Origin of the sequence: uncultured Veillonella sp., assembly GCF_905209685.1 — a bacterium.
Taxonomy (GTDB): Bacteria; Bacillota; Negativicutes; order Veillonellales; family Veillonellaceae; genus Veillonella.
In genome coordinates, this window is the sequence record NZ_CAJLUB010000001.1 from 42,412 (window position 1) to 61,344 (window position 18,933).

An 18,933-nucleotide genomic window follows, 5' to 3' on the forward strand; every position below is an offset into this window, starting at 1 on the left:
GGAGGTGGGCAGAATGAATAACGAATGGCAATACCATTTAGTTAAAGGCATTAGTTGGCTTGTTTGCCGACTGCCATACAAGCTCATTTTGCTCATAGGCGCTAGTCTAGGGCCCGTATATGGCCTCATAGCGAAGAAGCAAAAACTTAGAGGTATAAAAAATATAAAGATTGGCATGAACATGAATGATCAAGAGGCAGAACAATTAATTGAAAAGTTGTTCAAGAATCTTGGCCGTAGTGTTATGGAAGTCTTATATATGCCAAATCTGACAAAGTCCTTTATCAATAAACATATTGAAATGCGAGGCGTAGAACATTTAGAGAAAGCCATCGCTGAAGATAAAGGTGTCATTGTTCTTACTGGACATGTTGGCAACTGGGAATGGATGGGGGCTGCCATGGCTGCTCATGGATATCCATCTACTACAATTGTTAAGAAACAACCTAATGCACAATTTACACGTCTCATGAATGAATATCGTGAGATGGTAGGTCTTGATGTGTTTGCTAGCGGTGGTAATGAAATCGTTTCTGCTGCTAAGGCGTTAAAAAAGAAAAAATTACTTGGTTTTTTAGCTGACCAAGATGGTTATATTAATGGCTTACCTGTTCCGTTTTTGGGGCAGGACTCTTCAGCGGTTATAGGACCAGCTACATTTGCAAAAAAATTTGGCTCTCCAGTAGTTCCAATTTTTGCATCTCGTAAGCCTGAAGGTGGTCATATTGTACATATTTTACCAGCCTTACATTATGTTGATACAGGTGATGAAGATGTAGATATGTACCGCTTGACTGAAGAATGTGTACGCGTTACAGAAGAATTTATTAAGGAACATCCAGATGAGTGGCTATGGTTCCAACATCGTTGGATGACTAAGATGGATCAAATTATTGATTATGATAAGAAGGTAGCTGCACGGGAGAGGGCACATGAAAAACAATAAAAAATTAATTGCCATTGTGGCCGCTATAGTGTTGGCTCTAATTGGTCTTATCGTATATATTATGAAAGACTCTGGTGATGTTAGTACCACTCAAAATCAGAATGGACAACTTGTTAACTTCCAAGGAGCTGACTTACAAGAGGAAAAAGATGGCAAGCTAGTGTGGGCTTTATCAGCTGAAAAGATTGAATATGACCCACGTACAAAAGCTATTGTCCTGACTAATTTAAAAGGTCTTTTCTATCAAGATGATGTTACGACAACAATTACAGCACCTCATGCCGTATTGACAGGCGATCGCAATTCCCTTGATATTGATCAAGGTGTTACAGCCACAAATACTGATGGTGCCGAGTTTAAAACCGATGCACTTCATTTTGATAATAAGACAAAAACGTTGACATCTAAATCTGCTTTTACTTATAACAGTAAAGATATAACATTAACTGGTGATAAACTTGAAGGCAACATGTCCTTGAAGAAAATTAAAGCTATTGGTAATGCGAAGTTAACGAAGAAGTAATGCGAGGAAATATAATGAATAAGAAAAAACAGATTGGTATGGCTATCTTAGCTATGCTTATGACAGCATCTGTTACAGCTTGGGCCGCAAATGATCCTTTGACTATTAGCGCGGATACATTATCTTATGATGGCAATACAGGGCGTGCTGATGCAAATGGTAATGTGGTAATTACACAAGCTGATAAAACAATGACTGGTGCTAATGGTTGGTACAACACAAAAACTCAAGAAGCAAACCTTGATGGTGGCGTATCCATGATTGGTTCTGATATGGCTATGTCTGCTCAATCAGTGCATAGCTACAATAACAATAAGTTCATTGCTAATGGTGGTGTTCATTTACAACGTAGTGATCGTCAAATTTTTGGCGATAAAGTTGAATACAATACAGATACAGAATATGGCCTTGTATCTGGCAATGCTCGCTTGATTGCAGAAGGGACTACATTGACAGGTAATCAAGTAGAAGGTTGGCTAAAAGAAATTCGTGCAGTGGCACAAGGGGATGTAACATTCTCTAACCCAGAACGAAATGTATCTGGCTCTGCAGAACGTGCTACCTATACACAAACTCCAAATCAAAATGATGGCGTTGTACTTTTATCTGGTTCTGCTCATGCTGTTCAAAATGGTAATGTGCTCAATGCACCAGAGCTCAAAATCCGTCTTGCCGATGATTCTGCTGAAACATTAGGTGGTCGTAGTACACTTATCATTGTTCCAAATCAATAAGGATTAAATATGTATATAGAAACCAAAAACTTAGTCAAAACCTTTAACGGGCGCAATGTAGTAGACGGGGTTAGTCTACGCGTTGATAAGGGGCAAGTCGTTGGGCTCCTAGGTCCTAATGGGGCAGGGAAAACTACATCATTCTATATGATTGTAGGCATTGAACGACCTAGTTCTGGTATCATTACCGTTGATGGCAAGGATATTACGAATATTCCAATGTATAAACGCGCTGCTGAAGGTATTGGGTATCTTCCACAAGAAGCATCAATCTTTCGTTCTATGACCGTTGAGGATAATATTCGTGCAATGTTACAAACAACATCAAAGAAATCTGATGAAATTGAAGCGATTGTGGAATCCCTCATTGAAGAATTTCATATTGGCCACGTTCGGGATCGTATGGGCATGCAACTATCTGGCGGTGAACGTCGTCGTGTAGAAATAGCCCGTTGCCTTGCGTTAGAACCGAATTTTATTCTTCTCGATGAACCTTTTGCTGGTGTCGATCCTATAGCGGTTGCTGACATTCAACAAATTATTTTGCATGTTAAAAATCGAGGTATTGGCATCTTGATTACAGACCACAATGTACGTGAAACATTGGGGATTGTAGACAAGGCTTATATTTTGAGTAGTGGTAAAATCCTCCTAGAAGGTACCCCTGAAGAAATCGCGAACAATCCAATCGCTCGTGAGCATTACTTAGGGGATAACTTTAGATTATAGGAGGGGACTATGAGATTATTAGATAAATATATACTAAAAGCCTTTGTAGGCCCGTTCCTATTTGGGGTATTTGCTTTTACCAGTATCTTTATTGGTACCGGTACATTGTTTAGAATTGCTCAATATATTACTGAATATGGGGCTCCATTATTGCTTGTTATGAAAGCCTTTGTATTGGCTTTACCAAGCATTGTTATCTTAACATTCCCTATGTCAGTTTTATTGGCTTCTCTTATGACCTTTAGTCGTTTGAGTAGCACCAGTGAAATTGTTGTTATGCGTGCCGGTGGTCTTAGCTTTTTACGTTTAGCGATGCCGGTATATATCATCGCTCTCATCATCTCAATTGGGGCTGTCGCATTTAATGAATTTGTTGTACCACGTACAAATAATATGTATCAAACAATTGTACGGGAACAGATTATGAAAAATGCATCACCTCAAACACAAAATCATATCGTTTTAAAAACGATGAATGGTAATGATTTAGGTACATTGATGTATGCTAAAAGCTACAATGCAGAAACTAAAAAGTTAAGCATGATTACGGTGCAACAATTTGGTGAAGGTGGCAAGCTACAACAGGTTGAAAATGCAGATACTGCCGTTTGGAATGGTCAATATTGGGTGATGCAAAACGGCATCATTTATGATATTTCCGCTGGTGATGGTGTAGAACGTACAATGAAATTCAAGGAGCAATCCTTGCCAATTAAATCTGCACCAAAGGATATTCAACAAGATCAACGTAAACCAGAAGAATTAACAATCAAAGAATTACGTCATCAAATTAAAGCGTATAAGGCGGCGTATACGAATGCAAATAAACTAGAAATGGAAATGTACCAACGTTTTACAATTCCATTAGCTAGCTTTGTATTTGCTCTTGTAGGTGCTCCATTAGGCCTTCAAAAACAACGCTCTAGCTCATCTATTGGCTTTGGTATCAGTATTTTAATCATCTTTATCTACTATGGTGTGATGACATTTGCTGGTGCATTAGGTAAAGGTGGTGCATTGCCGACTGTATTTGCCGCATTAATTCCAGATACATTAGGTATCATTGCCGGTTTATATTTAAATTGGCGTGTATCCAAGTAACTTAGCGTATAAAGAAATAAATTTGACTTACGAAATATCGTATTTTTGAACAAAATAATTGTGTAATCTTAGGAAAGGAGGGACTCGATGTTAGTAGGTGTTAAAATATTAGTTATTATCGCCCTTATGGGTGGACTTATTGCCTACATGGGGGATAAGTTAGGCACCAAAGTTGGTAAGCGTCGCATGTCCCTCTTTGGATTAAGGCCTAAGCATACATCGATTATTGTTACTATCGTAACAGGTTTATTAGTTGCTGCTGCTACAGTAGGGGTATTAACCATTACTTCTCAAAGTGTAAGAACAGCACTCTTTGGAATGGACCAGTTGCGAGCAGATATGAAGCAACTCAATGATGAGGTGGCTGCTAAGACACAAGAGCTCATTCGAGGTCAAGCATTGCTTGAGCAAAATAAGCAAGAATTAGCAGAACGCATGGCTGAAATTGAACAAATTCGCAGTGAAGTTGAAGCTACCAAAGCGGAATTAGCTAGTGCACAAGCTGCTAAAGATGCCACTGAAGCCGAGTTAGCAACACTTCAAGCCTCATATGATGAAGTATCTAAAAAGTTAGCTGACTTAGAAGCTACAAGAGCTAAGATGGAAGCTCATATTAAGGATTTACAAGCAACGCAAGAACAATTGCAAAATGGCATTATTCATTTGCGTGAAGGAACTATTCTTTTCCAAGTTGATCAATTGTTGGCACAAGCTGTTGTTCGACCTGGGTTAAGTGAAGAAGATAGCCAAGCAGCCATCAAAAATATTATTGATGATACCAATAAATTGGTGCTACGCCGCCTTGGTATCGAAGATCAAGGGCAAGCTGTTGTATATGTAGAGCGTCAAAATATTGAGGTGGCTACACAAAAGCTTAATAGTGCAAAGACACCTATGGTCGTTCAAGTTGTAGCGGCTGGCAATATCATTGCTGGCGAACCTGCAGTGGCTATTATCCAAGTATATCCACAACAATTTATTTATAAAAATGGAGAAGTAATCCATTCTGCCGTAATGGATGGTGGGCCTAATGCTCAATCAGCTATGCTTCAATTCTTGAAGCAAGTAAATGAAAAGGCGAGAGCGAAAGGCATAATTCCAGACTCCTTATCTGGTGATATTGGAACTATACCAGGGGATGATTTATTTACTGCTATTAGACGTGTTGCTACTATACATGGCAAGGTTCATGTAGAAGCATATGTTGATGGTGATACATATTCATCTGGTCCTGTACATCTTAAGTTGCGTATTACTCAAATGCCTGTCTTTAATGATAAGGCAAAATTGCCAGCTTATTAAAAAATAGTACTTTGGTTTTATATACTTTAAATAAAGGTCTTATGTAATTTTTTACATAAGACCTTTATTTTGTGTTAAAATATAACTGCTGTATTTAAAGCGAGGATAGTTATATGACTGATACTACATACATTTTAGCCGTAGATCCAGGCAATGAGAAAACTGGTGTAGCAATTGTAACACCTTCTGGTACTATGGTGTGTCGTAAAATTATTATGACAAAACAGTTCAATGATGAAATTGAACGTACATTAACTGAATATTATGGTATTGTTCATATCGTATGTGGAAATGGTACAAATCATAAATATTTATATCCATCTCTTCAACAAATTGGACGAAATCACAGAATCACTACTAGCTTAATTGATGAATCGCATAGCACAGAGGAGGCTCGTAAATTATATTGGAAATATAATCCTCCTACAGGATGGCGTAAGATTATCCCTACATCTATGCAATTTCCACCGGAGCCAGTAGATGATTTAACAGCCTTTGTTATTGGCTTACGGTATACAAAACAGTTACGTCAAGCTGCTAACGATATACAAGGGGACATCATAGACGCTAGTGAGTTAGAAGAAAAGCGATTACATGCTATGGAGCAGTTGTACGGTAAAGGAGAAGTGCATGACAAATGAAACTTCAACGCATAACTGGTCAAACTTTATTATGCGTTGCTTAATGATGATTTTAGGGGCCTTAATTTACACCATAGGCTTAGATTTATTTTTAGTACCGAATAGCATCATCGATGGTGGTGTAGTTGGTATTTCCTTGATGGCTGCAGAGCTTTCAGGAATTTCTTTCAGTATTTTCGTTGTACTCTTGAACTTGCCTTTTTTGTATCTTGGCTATAGAGCTAACGGTAAAAACTTTACATTTTCTACACTGTTCTCCATCGTATGGATGGCTATTTTTTCAACCTTTGCTCATGATTTCACACCGATTACATCGGATCCATTTTTAGGATCTATCTTTGGTGGTATCATCTTAGGCATTGGGGTTGGCCTCATTATACGTAACGGTGGTTCTTTGGACGGCTCTGAAATCGTAGCCATTATATTTGATAAACGTTCAACCTTCTCTGTAGGTGAAATCGTAATGGCCATGAATCTTATTATTCTCGGCGCAGCGGGTTTTGTATATAGTTGGAATAGTGCTATGTACTCCTTGATTGCATACTTCATTGCCTATAAGATGATTGATATTACAATTACAGGCCTTGATGAATCTAAAGGGGTCATGATTATTACCGATGCAGAGAATTCTAAAAAGATTGCAGATGCATTAAATGCGAACCTAAATCGTGGTGTTACCATCATGTATGGTGAAGGGGGCTATTTAAAGCAACCTAAACATGTTTTGTATTCTGTGGTGACAAGACTTGAGATTATGAGGTTAAAAAATACTGTTTATGAAGTAGATTCATCGGCATTTATTACGATTCAGGATGTACATGATGTATTCGGTGGTAGATTTACAAAAAACGGTCATTAAGGAGTTAATATGAGTAATAAAATAGTAAAAGAAATATTAGATTGGATTTATGCCATTGTATTAGCATTGGTTATTGCTATGGTAATCCATATCTTCTTGATTCAACCAACACGGGTATCTGGTGAATCAATGGAGGATACACTACATAATGGTCAATATTTAATTGTAACGAAGTGGCATCATATTATGAATGAAATGCCAAATTATGGACAAATTGTAATCATTGATAGTCGTGTTAATCGTGCACGTACTTGGGTAGATGATGTAGAAGAACCATTGATGAACTATGCATCTGTCTTTAATAAAGCTGCTCAAACAAATGATGTATGGGTTAAGCGTGTTATTGGTCGTCCAGGTGATGTATTAGAGTTTAAAGATGGTCATGTATGGCGTAATGGTGAACAATTACAAGAACCATATACTAAAGATACAATAATGAATTATACACGTTCTACACCGGTTACTGTTCCAGAAGGGCATGTATTTGTGATGGGGGACAATCGAAATCACTCTAGCGATAGTCGTTTTATCGGTCCTGTTCCAGTTGATCACGTATTAGGTTTTGTATCCTATGCAATTTAATGCTTATAAAAGCCTTCCTATAGTATTACTATAGGGAGGCTTTTTCTATTTAATATTAGGTATTGAAAGCAATATATTAGAAATATGTATTAATATATACACTTTATATTAATTATAGTAATTAAAAATTATGAATTTTGTGTCTGATTTTGTCATATTTTTAAGAAATGAAATGAAATTGTGTAAAATTTAATTTCAAGAAATATAGATAAAATCTATGTTTATAAGCTCATTTTTATTCATGAAAGAAATTTCATAAAATTTAGTTGTACAAAATGCTTTACAAAAAATTTGGACGGTGATATATTCTAATCACAGCAAGGCACCACTAATAAAGAGGTGAGACTGTGATAGAAAATATAGTCGAGGAAACGTGGACACTCCTAATATATCTTTCATAGTTATACCACTTATACAGTGAATGTCTTCTGATAATATAAATTCTTATTTATAAGAAAGAAGGAATTCATTATGAAAAAACAATTCGCAACAATTTTTGCAGCAACAGCAGTATTAGGTGTAACAACAGCATTCGCTGCAAACCCATTCTCCGATGTAACTCCAGATAGCTGGGCATACCAAGCTGTATCCCAATTAGCACAATCTGGTATCGTTAATGGTTACCCAGATGGCACTTTCAAAGGCCAAAACAATATCACTCGTTATGAAATGGCTCAAATGGTAGCTAAAGCAATGGCTAACCAAGATCGTGCTAATGCAGAACAACAAGCAATGATTAATCGCTTGGCTGACGAGTTCTCCAATGAGTTGAACAGCTTAGGCGTTCGCGTATCTCGTTTGGAAGACCGCGTAGGTAATGTAAAAGTAACTGGTGATGCTCGTATCCGTTATCAAGGTTCTGAAGATAAAGGCGTTTACAAAAATAACAGTAAATCCTTAACAGATGGCCGTGCACGTGTTCAATTCAACGGTAAAGTAAATGATAAAACTGAAGCTGTTGTTCGTGTAAAAGGTAATTACGAATTCGGTGATTCTACAAAAGGTGCTGATGCAACAATCGATCGTGCTTATGTAGATCACAAATTTGGTAATAGAGTATCTGCTAAAGGTGGTCGTTTCCAACAAACAATTGGTGGCGGTTTAATGTACGATGATACATTTGATGGTGCTCAATTGAACGTAGGTAATGACAAAGTTCAAGTACAAGGTGCTTATGGTTACATGATGGCAGGTGCTGCTGATGGTAACTCCAAATCCGATAATCCTTCCGTAGCTTATGTAGGTGTTAAAGGTAAAGTTGGTCAAGAATCTACAGTTGGTGGTTTCTACTCTAAATTATCTAGCGGTAACTTGAACCATAACGGTTCCACAGTAAGCTCTGATGGCCAAGACGTATACGGCTTCAATGCAGACTTCCGTAAAGATAAAGTTTGGGTTGGTGGTGAATGGTTAAAAGCTTCCAACGTAAATGATTCCCAAGCTTGGACAGCTGGTGTTGGTTATGGTAACTACGACATCGCTAAAAAAGGTACATGGGATGTGAAAGGTCAATACTTCAACCAAAAAGCTAACGCTCCAATCGTAAGCTCCACTTGGGACCAAGCATATGACTTAACAAATACATCTAATGGTTACAAAGGTTACATGGCTAGCGTAAACTACGCAGTACAAGATAACGTAGGCTTATCCGCTGGTTATGGTTTCAACTCTAAAGACCAAAAAGGTAACGATCTTTCCGATTTCTACCGTGCAGAATTAAACTACAAATTCTAATTCCCTCACAAACAAAAAAAGACTTCTTCGGAAGTCTTTTTTTGTTGTATATAAATCGGTAATATTTTCTTTTGTATATAATAGTATATATATAGTAAAATAAATCTATATATAGTGAACCTTAAAAATTAATTTGATTAGTATATATATGAATCTGTCACACAATATATTGTATGAGGTGTTTATGAACCATTTATGCATAAAATAGGCGCTAGCTAATTAATACAGGTTCAATTAATTAGTAGAACTTAATAATATATATGATAATAAATCTCATTTAGCAGAAAAAAAGATAAATTTGATATTTTTACTAAAAAAAATTAGACCTTATAAAACCAGATAAAATCTGAATTTGAGGTCATTTTAAATTATAAAATTTTTATAATGAGAATGAAATTGAGAAAAAAGGGTTTACACGAAAATTTGGTTATGCTAATATCACCCTACAAGAAGTAACAAACACATGAAACGAAGAACTTCGATGTAGAATGTGGCGAGGAAACGTGGACACTCCCAGAAATTCTTATTCTGAAGAACAGAGTAGAATGTGAATGTTATGACTTGTAACATTTTATATTTCTATTTTTCAGAAAGAAGGAATTCAACTATGAAAAAACAATTCGCAGCAATCTTTGCAGCAACAGCAGTTTTGGGTGTAACTACTGCATTCGCAGCTAACCCATTCTCCGATGTAACTCCAGATTCTTGGGCATACCAAGCAGTTTCCCAATTGGCAAACGCTGGTATCGTTAATGGTTACCCAGATGGCACTTTCAAAGGCCAAAACAACATCACTCGTTACGAAATGGCTCAAATGGTAGCTAAAGCTATGGCTAACCAAGACCGTGCTAACGCTGAACAACAAGCTATGATCAACCGTTTGGCTGATGAATTCTCCAACGAATTGAACAACTTGGGCGTTCGTGTAGCTCGCTTGGAAGACCGCGTAGGTAACGTAAAAGTTACTGGCGATGCTCGTCTTCGTTACCAAGATGCTGAACATGCTAAATCCAAATTCGACGCTCGTGCTCGTGTACAATTCAACGCAAAAGTAAACGATCGCACTGACGCAGTTGTTCGTTTGTCTTCTGGTAGCTTCGAATTGGGTAACTCCCAAAACGGTGGTAATGCAAACGCTACAATCGACCGCGCTTATGTAAACCATAAATTCGGCGAACGCGTATCCTTGAAAGCTGGTCGTTTCGGCCAAACTATCGGTGGCGGTTTAGCATTTGACGGTACTTTCGACGGTGCTCAATTGAACGCTGGTAACGACAAAATTATGGCTCAAGCAGCTTACGGTTACATGGTATCCGGCGAAGCAGCTGGCTTGACTAAAGACCAAAACGTAACTAACACTTACCTTGGCTTAAAAGGTAAAGTAGGTAAACACACTATGGTTGGTGGTTTCTACGATCGTGTAAACCAAGATAGCACTAATGGTTACAAAAATATCTATGGCTTCAACGCTGATGCTAACTTCGACAAAGTTTGGGTTGGTGGCGAATGGTTGAGAGATTCCCATGTTGATCATTCTCAAGCTTGGACTGCAGGTCTTGGCTTTGGTAACTACAACATCGCAAAACAAGGTACTTGGGGTGTTAAAGGTCAATACTTCAACCAAAAAGAAAACGCTCCTATCATTGATTCCACTTGGAACCAAAAATATGGTGCTGATTCCAAAGGTTGGTTGGCAACTGTTGACTATGCATTGCAAAACAACGTTGGCTTGTCCGCTTACTACGGTTTCGACTGGAAAACTCAATCCGGTAACGATCTTAACGACTTCTACCGTGCAGACCTTAACTACAAATTCTAATTTGATAGTTAACCATATAAAAGAGACTCCTTCGGGAGTCTCTTTTTTTATGATTAATATATATTCCTATAATAAATTGATATAAGAATACTCTTTATTATGCAATTTTGGTAATGTTAGACAATTTTAGATATTACATTTATTAGCTGTTATATTTATAAGTCATAAATTGTATGATTTATAAATACTGTTATTGGGGTGTGCAAATATTTTTATGTTAGTGCATTACTGCATATTCTATCTATATAAGCACTATAAATGGTATAATAAAGAGTATTAGATTTTCTTGTAAAGGAGGTAAGAATGAATCCTTCTTTTTCTCATATAAAAATGGTCGCCATAGATTGTGATGAAACCTTGGTACGTAGCGATAATACGGTTTCTGAGTATACGGTAAATGTATTGCAGCGTTTACAGCAGAAGGGGATTAGTATAACTATTGCTACGGGGCGCATGTATCAGACAGCAAAACCAATTGGTACTGCATTACAGCTTGGTAATGTACCGATGATTTTATTTTCCGGTGGATTAATTCAGGAGTTAGAAACGGGATATAAGCTATTCGAACAAACGGTTCCTATCGATGTAGTACATCGCATTTTTGAACTCGGTCAACACTATGATTGGCATATACAATCGTATGTAGATGATCATTTATTATGTCATCATAGAAATTGGCAATCTGATCGTTATGAACAGCAGACTGGAGCTGTAGCTGAGTTTTTAGGCGATAGAATCTATACGCTTTCCTCGGAACCTAACAAGCTTATTGTTATCGATACAGAAGAGGGTATTGATCGAATTATTGATATCTTAACGCCTTCAGTTGGTAATGAAGTTACATTGGTACGCAGTCAACGAGATTTTCTTGAAATCACTGCCCCTAATGTATCAAAAGGACGTGCATTAGCCCAATTAGCCATGGATAATAACATTGGTTTAGAACATATAATTTCTTTTGGTAATGCTGAAAATGATATTTCTATGCTCAGTGAAACGGGGTATTCAGTAGCTGTTTCAAATGCTACGAATCATGTAAAAGCTGTGGCTCATGAGGTATGTGGTCATCATAATGAAGATGGTGTAGCTCACTGGATAGAAAAGAATCTTTTATAATGGAGTAAAACTATGGAAGCATTTCGTTTATTAATTGTTACAGGTATGTCAGGTGCCGGTAAAACGCAGGTTCTTCAAGCATTAGAGGACATGGGTTATCTATGTATTGATAATATTCCGCCTGTACTTATTCCTAAGTTAAGTGAGATTTGTCGACAAGGTGGGGAACGTACAAACCGTGTGGCTTTGGTTGTAGATATTCGGGGCGGTGAATTCTTTGAAGCTCTTTCCTCCTCTCTTGAAACATTGAGAGAAATGAAGGTGGATTATGAAATCGTCTTTATGGATGCTACTGATGAGACTTTAATTAGACGATATAAAGAAAGTCGTCGTAGCCATCCGTTAGCTCCAGATGGAATGATTACTACAGGATTAAAAGAAGAACGTCAAATTTTAAATTCTGTACGTCATAAAGCAGACTTTATTATTGATACAACTAATATGAAGACAGCTAGCTTGAAAGAGTATTTAAAAACTCGCTTTACTCAAGTAGACGAAGGTCATGGCATGTCTATTACAGTAGTGAGCTTTGGTTTTAAATATGGAATCCCTTTAGATGCTGATATGGTTTGGGATGTTCGATTCTTACCAAATCCATTCTATATTCCAGATTTCCGTCATAAAACAGGCCGTGTAAAAGCTGTAAATGAATATATTCATTCCTTTGAGGTTACAGAGGAATTTAAAAAGCGATACTTTGATACCATAGATTTTCTTGTGCCTAATTATGAGCAAGAAGGAAAATCTCAATTTATCGTGGCTGTAGGTTGTACTGGCGGTATGCATAGATCTGTAGCCATGGCAGAAGCATTATATTCCCATCTATTAGAAAAGGGGTATCGTGTTTCTGTAGAACATCGAGATATGATGAAAAATAATGTAGAAGAAGATTATAATCCTCATGAAATTAAAACACTTGGTAACTAGATAGGGGTTCTTATGTTGCGAAAAAGATGGTTTCGGTGGCTTATACCGGGCCTAAATATAAAACGTTGGCTTGCCCTATTTAGTTGTGGTGTAGGTCTTTTAATCATTGGCATTTCCTTGATGTTTAACTATCAATGGCTTGCCGTTCTTGAAGATGTTGTACTGGCCTTTTCTTATAATATGACGGGCTTTTACAATTATAATGTGCTCATTGCTGTGGGTGCAGTTATATTATCGATTGGCGCCGTTCTAATGCTAATCGGCACTAGTAAGGTTATTAAAACGATTATTCGTGCTGTATTGCCTAATCCTGATAGTAAGGTATCAGATATTATCTTCCAAAATATACGACTTGATAAAGGTCCTAAAATCGTTGTTATCGGCGGTGGTACAGGCTTGTCTAACCTATTGCGTGGATTGAAAACACACACATCTAATTTATCAGCTATTGTTACAGTAGCTGACGATGGTGGTTCATCAGGTCGTTTACGGGAAGATTTTAAAATGATTGCCCCTGGTGACTTGCGAAACTGCTTGGTCGCATTAGCAGAACAAGAAGGGGTTATGGAAAATCTTTTCCGCTACCGCTTTGAAGGGGAAAATGAGCTATCTGGACATAGTTTTGGCAATCTCTTTATTACAGCACTTGCTCAAGTATACGATGGCGATGTGGAGGAAGCGCTTGAAGCAGCTAGTAAATTACTACGTGTACGCGGTCGTGTAATTCCTTCATCTACAGAGTTCATTAAATTGGTAGCTGAGATGACAGATGGTACCATTGTAGAAGGTGAAAGTAATATTCCAAACTCTGGTAAAACTATTCGCCATATGTATAGCGAACCGGCGCAACCAAAGCCGGAAGGTGCTGCGTTACGTGCTATCGATGAAGCAGATGTCATCATTTTTGGACCTGGTAGTTTATATACAAGTATCATTCCAAACTTGTTAACTGATAAAATTGCATCTCATATACGTGCTAGTAAGGCAAATAAAATTTATATTGCCAATGTTATGACTCAACCTGGAGAAACTTCAGGTTATACGCTTAGTGATCACGTAGAGGCACTCATCGCTCATGGTGGGGAAGGTATTGTAGATACTGTACTGGCAAACGATGGTCCACTACCAATTCAAATGGTAGAACAATATAGTGCCGTAGGTTCAGAGCCTGTAGCATTAGATACTAAGAAACTACAAGCTAAAGGGATTCGCACGATTCGGGCTACTTTAATTAGTCCGAAAAAGCCAGCTGTTCATGATCCAGAACGGTTGGGTAAAGTAATTATGGATATTGTTCACGCCATGCAATCGGATACTGAACCACATATCTTAGAGTATTATCTCCAACGAGATGATCATTAATGAGAAGGGATACCTATGTCATTTGCTGAAGATGTAAAAAATGAATTATGCCAATATGAATCCTCTAGTGATGCAGATGTGGCCATGAAAATTGAAGCGTCTTGCTTATTGCGCATGGGTGGATCTATCATTTTAGGGATGAAGGGCGCTGTTGGTATTAGATTAGCTACTGCAAATAATGCAGTAGCTCGTCGCTTGTTAGGCATCTTAAAGAAACAATATGAATTGCCTACCAATGTATTAGTACGACAAGGGCTTAACTTGCGTAAGAAAAATATGTATACCTTATCTGTGGAGCCATCCATAGAAGGGCGACAGGCTTTAGAAGATCTTGCTTTATGGCCTGTAACTGAACAAATTCCTCGTAGTTGGCTTAAATCTATGGAGGCACGACGTGCCTTTTTACGGGGCGCTTTTTTAGGTGGAGGCTCTGTTAATAAGCCACAAAGTGATTATCATCTTGAGTTTATGACCGGTAATGAGAATTTTGCAAAGGAAATTATTCACGTATTGCGACTCTTTCACATTCATGCAGGATTGACGGAGCGTAAAGAAGAATATGTGGTATACCTTAAAGAAGGCGACGCAGTAACGAATTGCTTGCAGATCATGGGCGCTCAATCAGCCTTGATGGAGTTTGAAAATGTGCGCATTATGAAGACTGTGCGAAATCAAATCAATCGGCAAGTAAACTGTGAGACCGCCAATTTACAAAAGGTTGTAGATGCTGCAGTACGTCAGGTAAAAGCAATTCGAATCATCGATAGAGAAATTGGCATTGATGCATTGCCTGACAAGTTGAGGATTGTAGCCAGACTGAGATGGGACAATCCAGAAGCGAGCTTAAAAGAGCTAGAAGAATTGATGGATGGCGAATTATCCAAGTCGGGTATTGGCCATCGTTTAAAGAAAATCGAAGCATTAGCACTTACGTATGACCCTATGGGGCTTGAAGAAATATAGAGGTATTAATATATGTTTTCTTATAAATCAAAATATTGTGTAGCTGCGGCCATGGCCGCCATGGCTGCGCTTACAGGCCATGTAGAGGCTCGTGATATAGATTTACAATCAATTGGATATTTTCAGTTTTCTCCGTTGCCACCAAGCTTGGTGTCTCAAACGGATACATTGCTATTATCGGATAGCCCTGAATATGTAGGACCAGTAGGCGGTACACTTAGTGCTGGTACTATTAATGGGAATGGCCGCATTTATTTTTATCACGTAAATGAAATGGATCAGCCCCATAAGATTGCTATCGTACTAGAAAATCAAACGGCATATCCTAATACTGTTCATGTAATGAGACAGTTAAAATCTGTGGCAACGCCAGATTATTTTGCTGCTGGTCGCGATTTATCCCGCAAGGATTTAGAGCATCCTTTAGATGAAAGTCCAAATGCGAGACCATTATACTCCCTAAGCATTCCTCCCCAAGGGCGTCAATTAATCTTTACTGATTTGGAAAATACACCGGTATATCAAGATGCGTTATTTACAGGCATTGTAGATATTAAAACAGAGGCGCCAATCTTTGCCCGCGTTATGATGCTACCTATGGGCATGGATGCCGTCGATGCATCACATTGGGCTAAGAACTTACCTATTGATGAAATTCAATTGCGCGGTACATATACTGGTTCAAAGCGTAATATGGAGGTTACTACACCTTTTGATACTGCCTTAGGCGGTGCTTTTGTTGAAGTTGGTAACGACCGTGAGGATGCCTTTATCAATGGTGTAGATGAAATGCAAAATAAAGCATTTGTTCGTGACCGTGGTAACTATGGTGTTTCATACACTTTAAAAATTCCTACAAAGGGTAATGAACCGTTTAGATTGTATTTTAACCCTCTTGGTGGGCCTTATTCTGGCTCCTTTACGGTAAAAGCACTTCATCAACAAGGTGCCCGTAGAGGTCAAACCGATACGCGTACCTATCATATCGGTGGTGCTGATGGGATTACTGCACTAGGGGACGGTACTATATTAGATAGCCGTCTTATGGGTAATTATAATGCAGGCGATTTGTTAACATTAAACTTCATGCCGGCAGGTGCATCTAATTTGCCAATACGATTCTTATTGATTCCTGAATCTCTTGCAAATCCGCAAAAACATCAGACTATTGCGGTCAATGTACCAAAAGATGTAACAGACAGTTTGGGTCATCCAACGCAAAGTGGTACACAAATTCCTGTAGGTCCTATCAATGGTAAAGATACTAATAAGGGAACTGTAGATACATCTAAATCTACTATGACTCCTGCAAAACAGGCAGAAACAATTGCTCACGAAGAAACAAAAAAACTGAGCGATAAAGCAGCTGCTGATGCTAAAAAAGAGGCACAACTTAAAAAAGCGAAAGAAGCTGAGGAAGCATTAGCTCGTAAAAAAGCGGAAGAAGCTAAATTAGCTGCCGAAAAAGCAGAAATAGCACGCAAGGCTGCAGAAGCTAAACATGCTGAAATTGAGCGTAAAATGGCTGAGAAAGCTGAAGCTGATCGTAAGGCTGCCGAGTTGAAGGCTGCTCAAGAGGCGCAAGCTGCTAAAGACAAAGCGGCCTTAGAAGCGAAAAAGGCTGAGGAAATGCGACAAGCAGAAGAGGCTAAACGCTTAGAGGCAGAAAGAAAAGCTGAGCTTGATCGAAAGGTAGCTGAAGCTCGTAAGGCTGAAGAAGAACGTAAAGCTGAAATGGCGCGTATTGAAGCTGCTAGAAAGGCGGAAGCCGATCGTTTAGAGGCAGCACGTAAAGCGGAGGAAGCTCGTGTAGCGGCTGAAGCAAAACGTCTTGAAGAAGAACGCAGAATTGAAGCGGCTCGTATTGAAGCAGCACGAAAGGCAGAAGAAGCTAGACAAGCCGCTGAAGCTAAGGCACGTTTTGAAGCACAACGGGCAGCAGAAAAGGCCGCTTTAGAAGCGAAAAAAGCTGAAGAAGAACGTTTAGCTGCTGAAGCAAAAGCACGTTTAGAAGCACAACGAAAAGCGGAACAAGAAGCATTGGAAGCACGCCGTGCCGAAGAAGCACGTAAAGCAGCCGAAGCAAAAGCAGCACTAGAAGCCCAACGTGCAGCTGAACAAGCTGCATTAGAAGCGAAACGTCAAGAAGATGCTCGTAAAGCAGCAGAGGCAAAAGCTGCCTTAGAAGCACAACGTATTGAAGCAGCAAGAAAAGCTGAGGAAGCGCGTCGTGCAGAGGAAGCGCGCAAGGCAGAAGAGGCTCGGATCGAAGCCGCTCGTAAAGCTGAGGAAGCGCGTCGTGCAGCAGAGGCTAAACGTGCTGAAGAAGCTCGTAAGGCTGAAGAAGCTCGAATTGAAGCGGCTCGTAAAGCTGAACAAGCTCGTTTGGCAGAAGAAGCACGAAGAGCAGAAGAAGCACGTCGTTTAGAAGCGGCTAGACTAGAGGCACAACGCAAGGCGGAACAAGAACGTCTCGAAGCGGCCCGTAAAGCCGAAGAAGCCCGCGTTGCTGCTGAAGCAAAACGTCAGGAAGAATTACGTAAAGCAGAGGAAGCTCGTGTTGCAGCAGAGGCTAAACGAGCTGAAGAAGCGCGTCAGGCTGAAGAAGCTCGAATTGAAGCTGCTCGTAAAGCTGAACAAGCTCGTTTGGCAGAAGAAGCACGAAAAGCAGAAGAAGCACGTAGAGCTGAGGAAGCGCGTCGCATAGAAGAAGCTAGACGAGCAGAAGAAGCTCGTAAAGCAGAAGAGGCTCGTATAGCGGCTGAGGCACGTAAGGCTGAACAAGCTAGATTGGCTGCAGAACGAGCAGAAGCTGAACGTCAAGCAGCAGAGGCAAAACGTATTGCTGAAGAACGCTACCAAGCTCATTTAGAAGCGGAACGCAAAGCAGAAGAAGCTCGTCAACAGGCACTTGCACAAGCTGAAGTGGAACGTAAAGCAAAAGAACGAGCTGAAGCAATTCAACGTGTCAAAGAACAGCAAGAAAATGCTCGTCGTCGTGCAGAGCTTGCACGTCAACAAATTGAGGCAGAACGTAAGGCTGCCCAAGCAGCTAAGACAGGACCTTCCTTCAGTGAACTTGATGACGTCCACGAAGATACTCCTTCCGTAACAATTCCGAATGCTGTATCTATTGATGAATTGACTAAACCAAGACCGACTGCATCTCAAAATACACGTCGTCGTGATCAACGTCAACCTCAACAAAATCAACAATATGCACAACAAAATCCAATGACTAATGGTCAACAAGGTCAAGCTCCATATGGTTCACAGCAAGATCAACAAAATGATGATCAAAATCCACCAAGATTGTATCCTATGAATCGATAATCCATGATCATAATAATAAAAACTAGTAATGTCTAATTATAGATTTTGGGGATTCGGATAATGATGTAAGTATAGAGAGGACAAGCCACTTTACTGGGCTTGTCCTCTTTTTAAAATACTTATGAACTTTCGCTTTTACATTGACTTTCAAGGGCAGATTCAGTACAATAAATAAAGAAAATGCACCTATGGTACGAGAGACCATTGCATAGTACAAAACCTTTTAATTTAGTCCAGAGAGGCTGAGAAAGGAATATAGTTG

The 18,933-nt window shown here is 39.0% G+C and carries 16 protein-coding genes; all 16 read left to right on the plus strand.

Features of this window, described 5'->3' with window-relative positions; translation table 11 throughout:
- Positions 1–13: 13 nt before the first annotated feature.
- The gene (locus QZ055_RS00180) at positions 14–946 is read left to right on the plus strand and encodes a lysophospholipid acyltransferase family protein (protein WP_039969452.1); all 933 of its coding nucleotides are present in this window, start codon (positions 14–16) and stop codon (positions 944–946) included.
- A complete protein-coding gene (gene lptC / locus QZ055_RS00185) occupies positions 933–1,469 on the plus strand; it encodes an LPS export ABC transporter periplasmic protein LptC (protein ID WP_005387299.1) in 537 nt (178 codons plus the stop codon). The genes QZ055_RS00180 and lptC overlap by 14 nt, the downstream gene beginning before the upstream one ends.
- A 14-nt stretch (positions 1,470–1,483) precedes the next feature.
- On the plus strand, positions 1,484–2,203 hold the full coding sequence (locus QZ055_RS00190) for an LptA/OstA family protein (RefSeq protein ID WP_119207017.1): 720 nt from the start codon (positions 1,484–1,486) through the stop codon (positions 2,201–2,203).
- A gap of 9 nt (positions 2,204–2,212) precedes the next feature.
- Positions 2,213–2,932, plus strand: a complete 720-nt coding sequence (gene lptB, locus QZ055_RS00195; protein WP_119207016.1) for an LPS export ABC transporter ATP-binding protein — start codon at positions 2,213–2,215, stop codon at positions 2,930–2,932.
- Positions 2,933–2,941: 9 nt separating this feature from the next.
- A complete protein-coding gene (locus QZ055_RS00200; RefSeq protein WP_005387304.1) occupies positions 2,942–4,033 on the plus strand; it encodes an LptF/LptG family permease in 1,092 nt (363 codons plus the stop codon).
- Positions 4,034–4,120: 87 nt separating this feature from the next.
- Positions 4,121–5,335, plus strand: coding sequence for a DUF3084 domain-containing protein (locus QZ055_RS00205; RefSeq protein ID WP_295823826.1), 1,215 nt, complete (start codon positions 4,121–4,123; stop codon positions 5,333–5,335).
- A gap of 113 nt (positions 5,336–5,448) precedes the next feature.
- A complete protein-coding gene (locus QZ055_RS00210; RefSeq protein WP_295823828.1) occupies positions 5,449–5,976 on the plus strand; it encodes a hypothetical protein in 528 nt (175 codons plus the stop codon).
- Positions 5,966–6,835 (plus strand): YitT family protein, encoded by an 870-nt coding sequence (locus QZ055_RS00215; RefSeq protein WP_119207012.1) that lies wholly within the window; start codon positions 5,966–5,968, stop codon positions 6,833–6,835. The genes QZ055_RS00210 and QZ055_RS00215 overlap by 11 nt, the downstream gene beginning before the upstream one ends.
- A gap of 9 nt (positions 6,836–6,844) precedes the next feature.
- Positions 6,845–7,417 carry a signal peptidase I gene (lepB, locus tag QZ055_RS00220; RefSeq protein WP_005387312.1) on the plus strand — a complete coding sequence of 191 codons (573 nt, stop codon included), beginning with the start codon at positions 6,845–6,847 and terminating at the stop codon, positions 7,415–7,417.
- Between the two features lie 471 nt (positions 7,418–7,888).
- A complete protein-coding gene (locus QZ055_RS00225) occupies positions 7,889–9,151 on the plus strand; it encodes an S-layer homology domain-containing protein (RefSeq protein ID WP_105094769.1) in 1,263 nt (420 codons plus the stop codon).
- Positions 9,152–9,758: 607 nt separating this feature from the next.
- Positions 9,759–10,970 (plus strand): putative porin, encoded by a 1,212-nt coding sequence (locus QZ055_RS00230; RefSeq protein WP_295823832.1) that lies wholly within the window; start codon positions 9,759–9,761, stop codon positions 10,968–10,970.
- Between the two features lie 303 nt (positions 10,971–11,273).
- Positions 11,274–12,086 (plus strand): Cof-type HAD-IIB family hydrolase, encoded by an 813-nt coding sequence (locus tag QZ055_RS00235; RefSeq protein ID WP_295823833.1) that lies wholly within the window; start codon positions 11,274–11,276, stop codon positions 12,084–12,086.
- Between the two features lie 12 nt (positions 12,087–12,098).
- Positions 12,099–13,013, plus strand: a complete 915-nt coding sequence (rapZ, locus tag QZ055_RS00240) for an RNase adapter RapZ (protein WP_295781274.1) — start codon at positions 12,099–12,101, stop codon at positions 13,011–13,013.
- A gap of 12 nt (positions 13,014–13,025) precedes the next feature.
- Positions 13,026–14,375: a gluconeogenesis factor YvcK family protein gene (locus QZ055_RS00245; protein ID WP_295231336.1), complete on the plus strand. Its 1,350-nt coding sequence runs from the start codon at positions 13,026–13,028 to the stop codon at positions 14,373–14,375.
- A gap of 15 nt (positions 14,376–14,390) precedes the next feature.
- Positions 14,391–15,338 (plus strand): DNA-binding protein WhiA, encoded by a 948-nt coding sequence (whiA, locus tag QZ055_RS00250; protein ID WP_105086207.1) that lies wholly within the window; start codon positions 14,391–14,393, stop codon positions 15,336–15,338.
- Positions 15,339–15,350: 12 nt separating this feature from the next.
- On the plus strand, positions 15,351–18,671 hold the full coding sequence (locus tag QZ055_RS00255) for an ATPase (RefSeq protein WP_295823835.1): 3,321 nt from the start codon (positions 15,351–15,353) through the stop codon (positions 18,669–18,671).
- The last annotated feature ends 262 nt before the right edge of the window (positions 18,672–18,933 follow it).

Excerpts from the sequence above, each read along its gene's own strand:
- lptB (WP_119207016.1), top strand. The coding sequence starts at position 2,213 with ATGTATATAGAAACCAAAAACTTAGTCAAAACCTTTAACGGGCGCAAT.
- QZ055_RS00190 (WP_119207017.1), top strand. The coding sequence starts at position 1,484 with ATGAATAAGAAAAAACAGATTGGTATGGCTATCTTAGCTATGCTTATG.
- rapZ (WP_295781274.1), top strand. The coding sequence starts at position 12,099 with ATGGAAGCATTTCGTTTATTAATTGTTACAGGTATGTCAGGTGCCGGT.
- QZ055_RS00255 (WP_295823835.1), top strand. The coding sequence starts at position 15,351 with ATGTTTTCTTATAAATCAAAATATTGTGTAGCTGCGGCCATGGCCGCC.
- QZ055_RS00200 (WP_005387304.1), top strand. The coding sequence starts at position 2,942 with ATGAGATTATTAGATAAATATATACTAAAAGCCTTTGTAGGCCCGTTC.
- QZ055_RS00245 (WP_295231336.1), top strand. The coding sequence starts at position 13,026 with ATGTTGCGAAAAAGATGGTTTCGGTGGCTTATACCGGGCCTAAATATA.
- QZ055_RS00210 (WP_295823828.1), top strand. The coding sequence starts at position 5,449 with ATGACTGATACTACATACATTTTAGCCGTAGATCCAGGCAATGAGAAA.
- QZ055_RS00235 (WP_295823833.1), top strand. The coding sequence starts at position 11,274 with ATGAATCCTTCTTTTTCTCATATAAAAATGGTCGCCATAGATTGTGAT.
- QZ055_RS00205 (WP_295823826.1), top strand. The coding sequence starts at position 4,121 with ATGTTAGTAGGTGTTAAAATATTAGTTATTATCGCCCTTATGGGTGGA.
- whiA (WP_105086207.1), top strand. The coding sequence starts at position 14,391 with ATGTCATTTGCTGAAGATGTAAAAAATGAATTATGCCAATATGAATCC.
- lptC (WP_005387299.1), top strand. The coding sequence starts at position 933 with ATGAAAAACAATAAAAAATTAATTGCCATTGTGGCCGCTATAGTGTTG.
- QZ055_RS00230 (WP_295823832.1), top strand. The coding sequence starts at position 9,759 with ATGAAAAAACAATTCGCAGCAATCTTTGCAGCAACAGCAGTTTTGGGT.
- lepB (WP_005387312.1), top strand. The coding sequence starts at position 6,845 with ATGAGTAATAAAATAGTAAAAGAAATATTAGATTGGATTTATGCCATT.
- QZ055_RS00225 (WP_105094769.1), top strand. The coding sequence starts at position 7,889 with ATGAAAAAACAATTCGCAACAATTTTTGCAGCAACAGCAGTATTAGGT.
- QZ055_RS00180 (WP_039969452.1), top strand. The coding sequence starts at position 14 with ATGAATAACGAATGGCAATACCATTTAGTTAAAGGCATTAGTTGGCTT.
- QZ055_RS00215 (WP_119207012.1), top strand. The coding sequence starts at position 5,966 with ATGACAAATGAAACTTCAACGCATAACTGGTCAAACTTTATTATGCGT.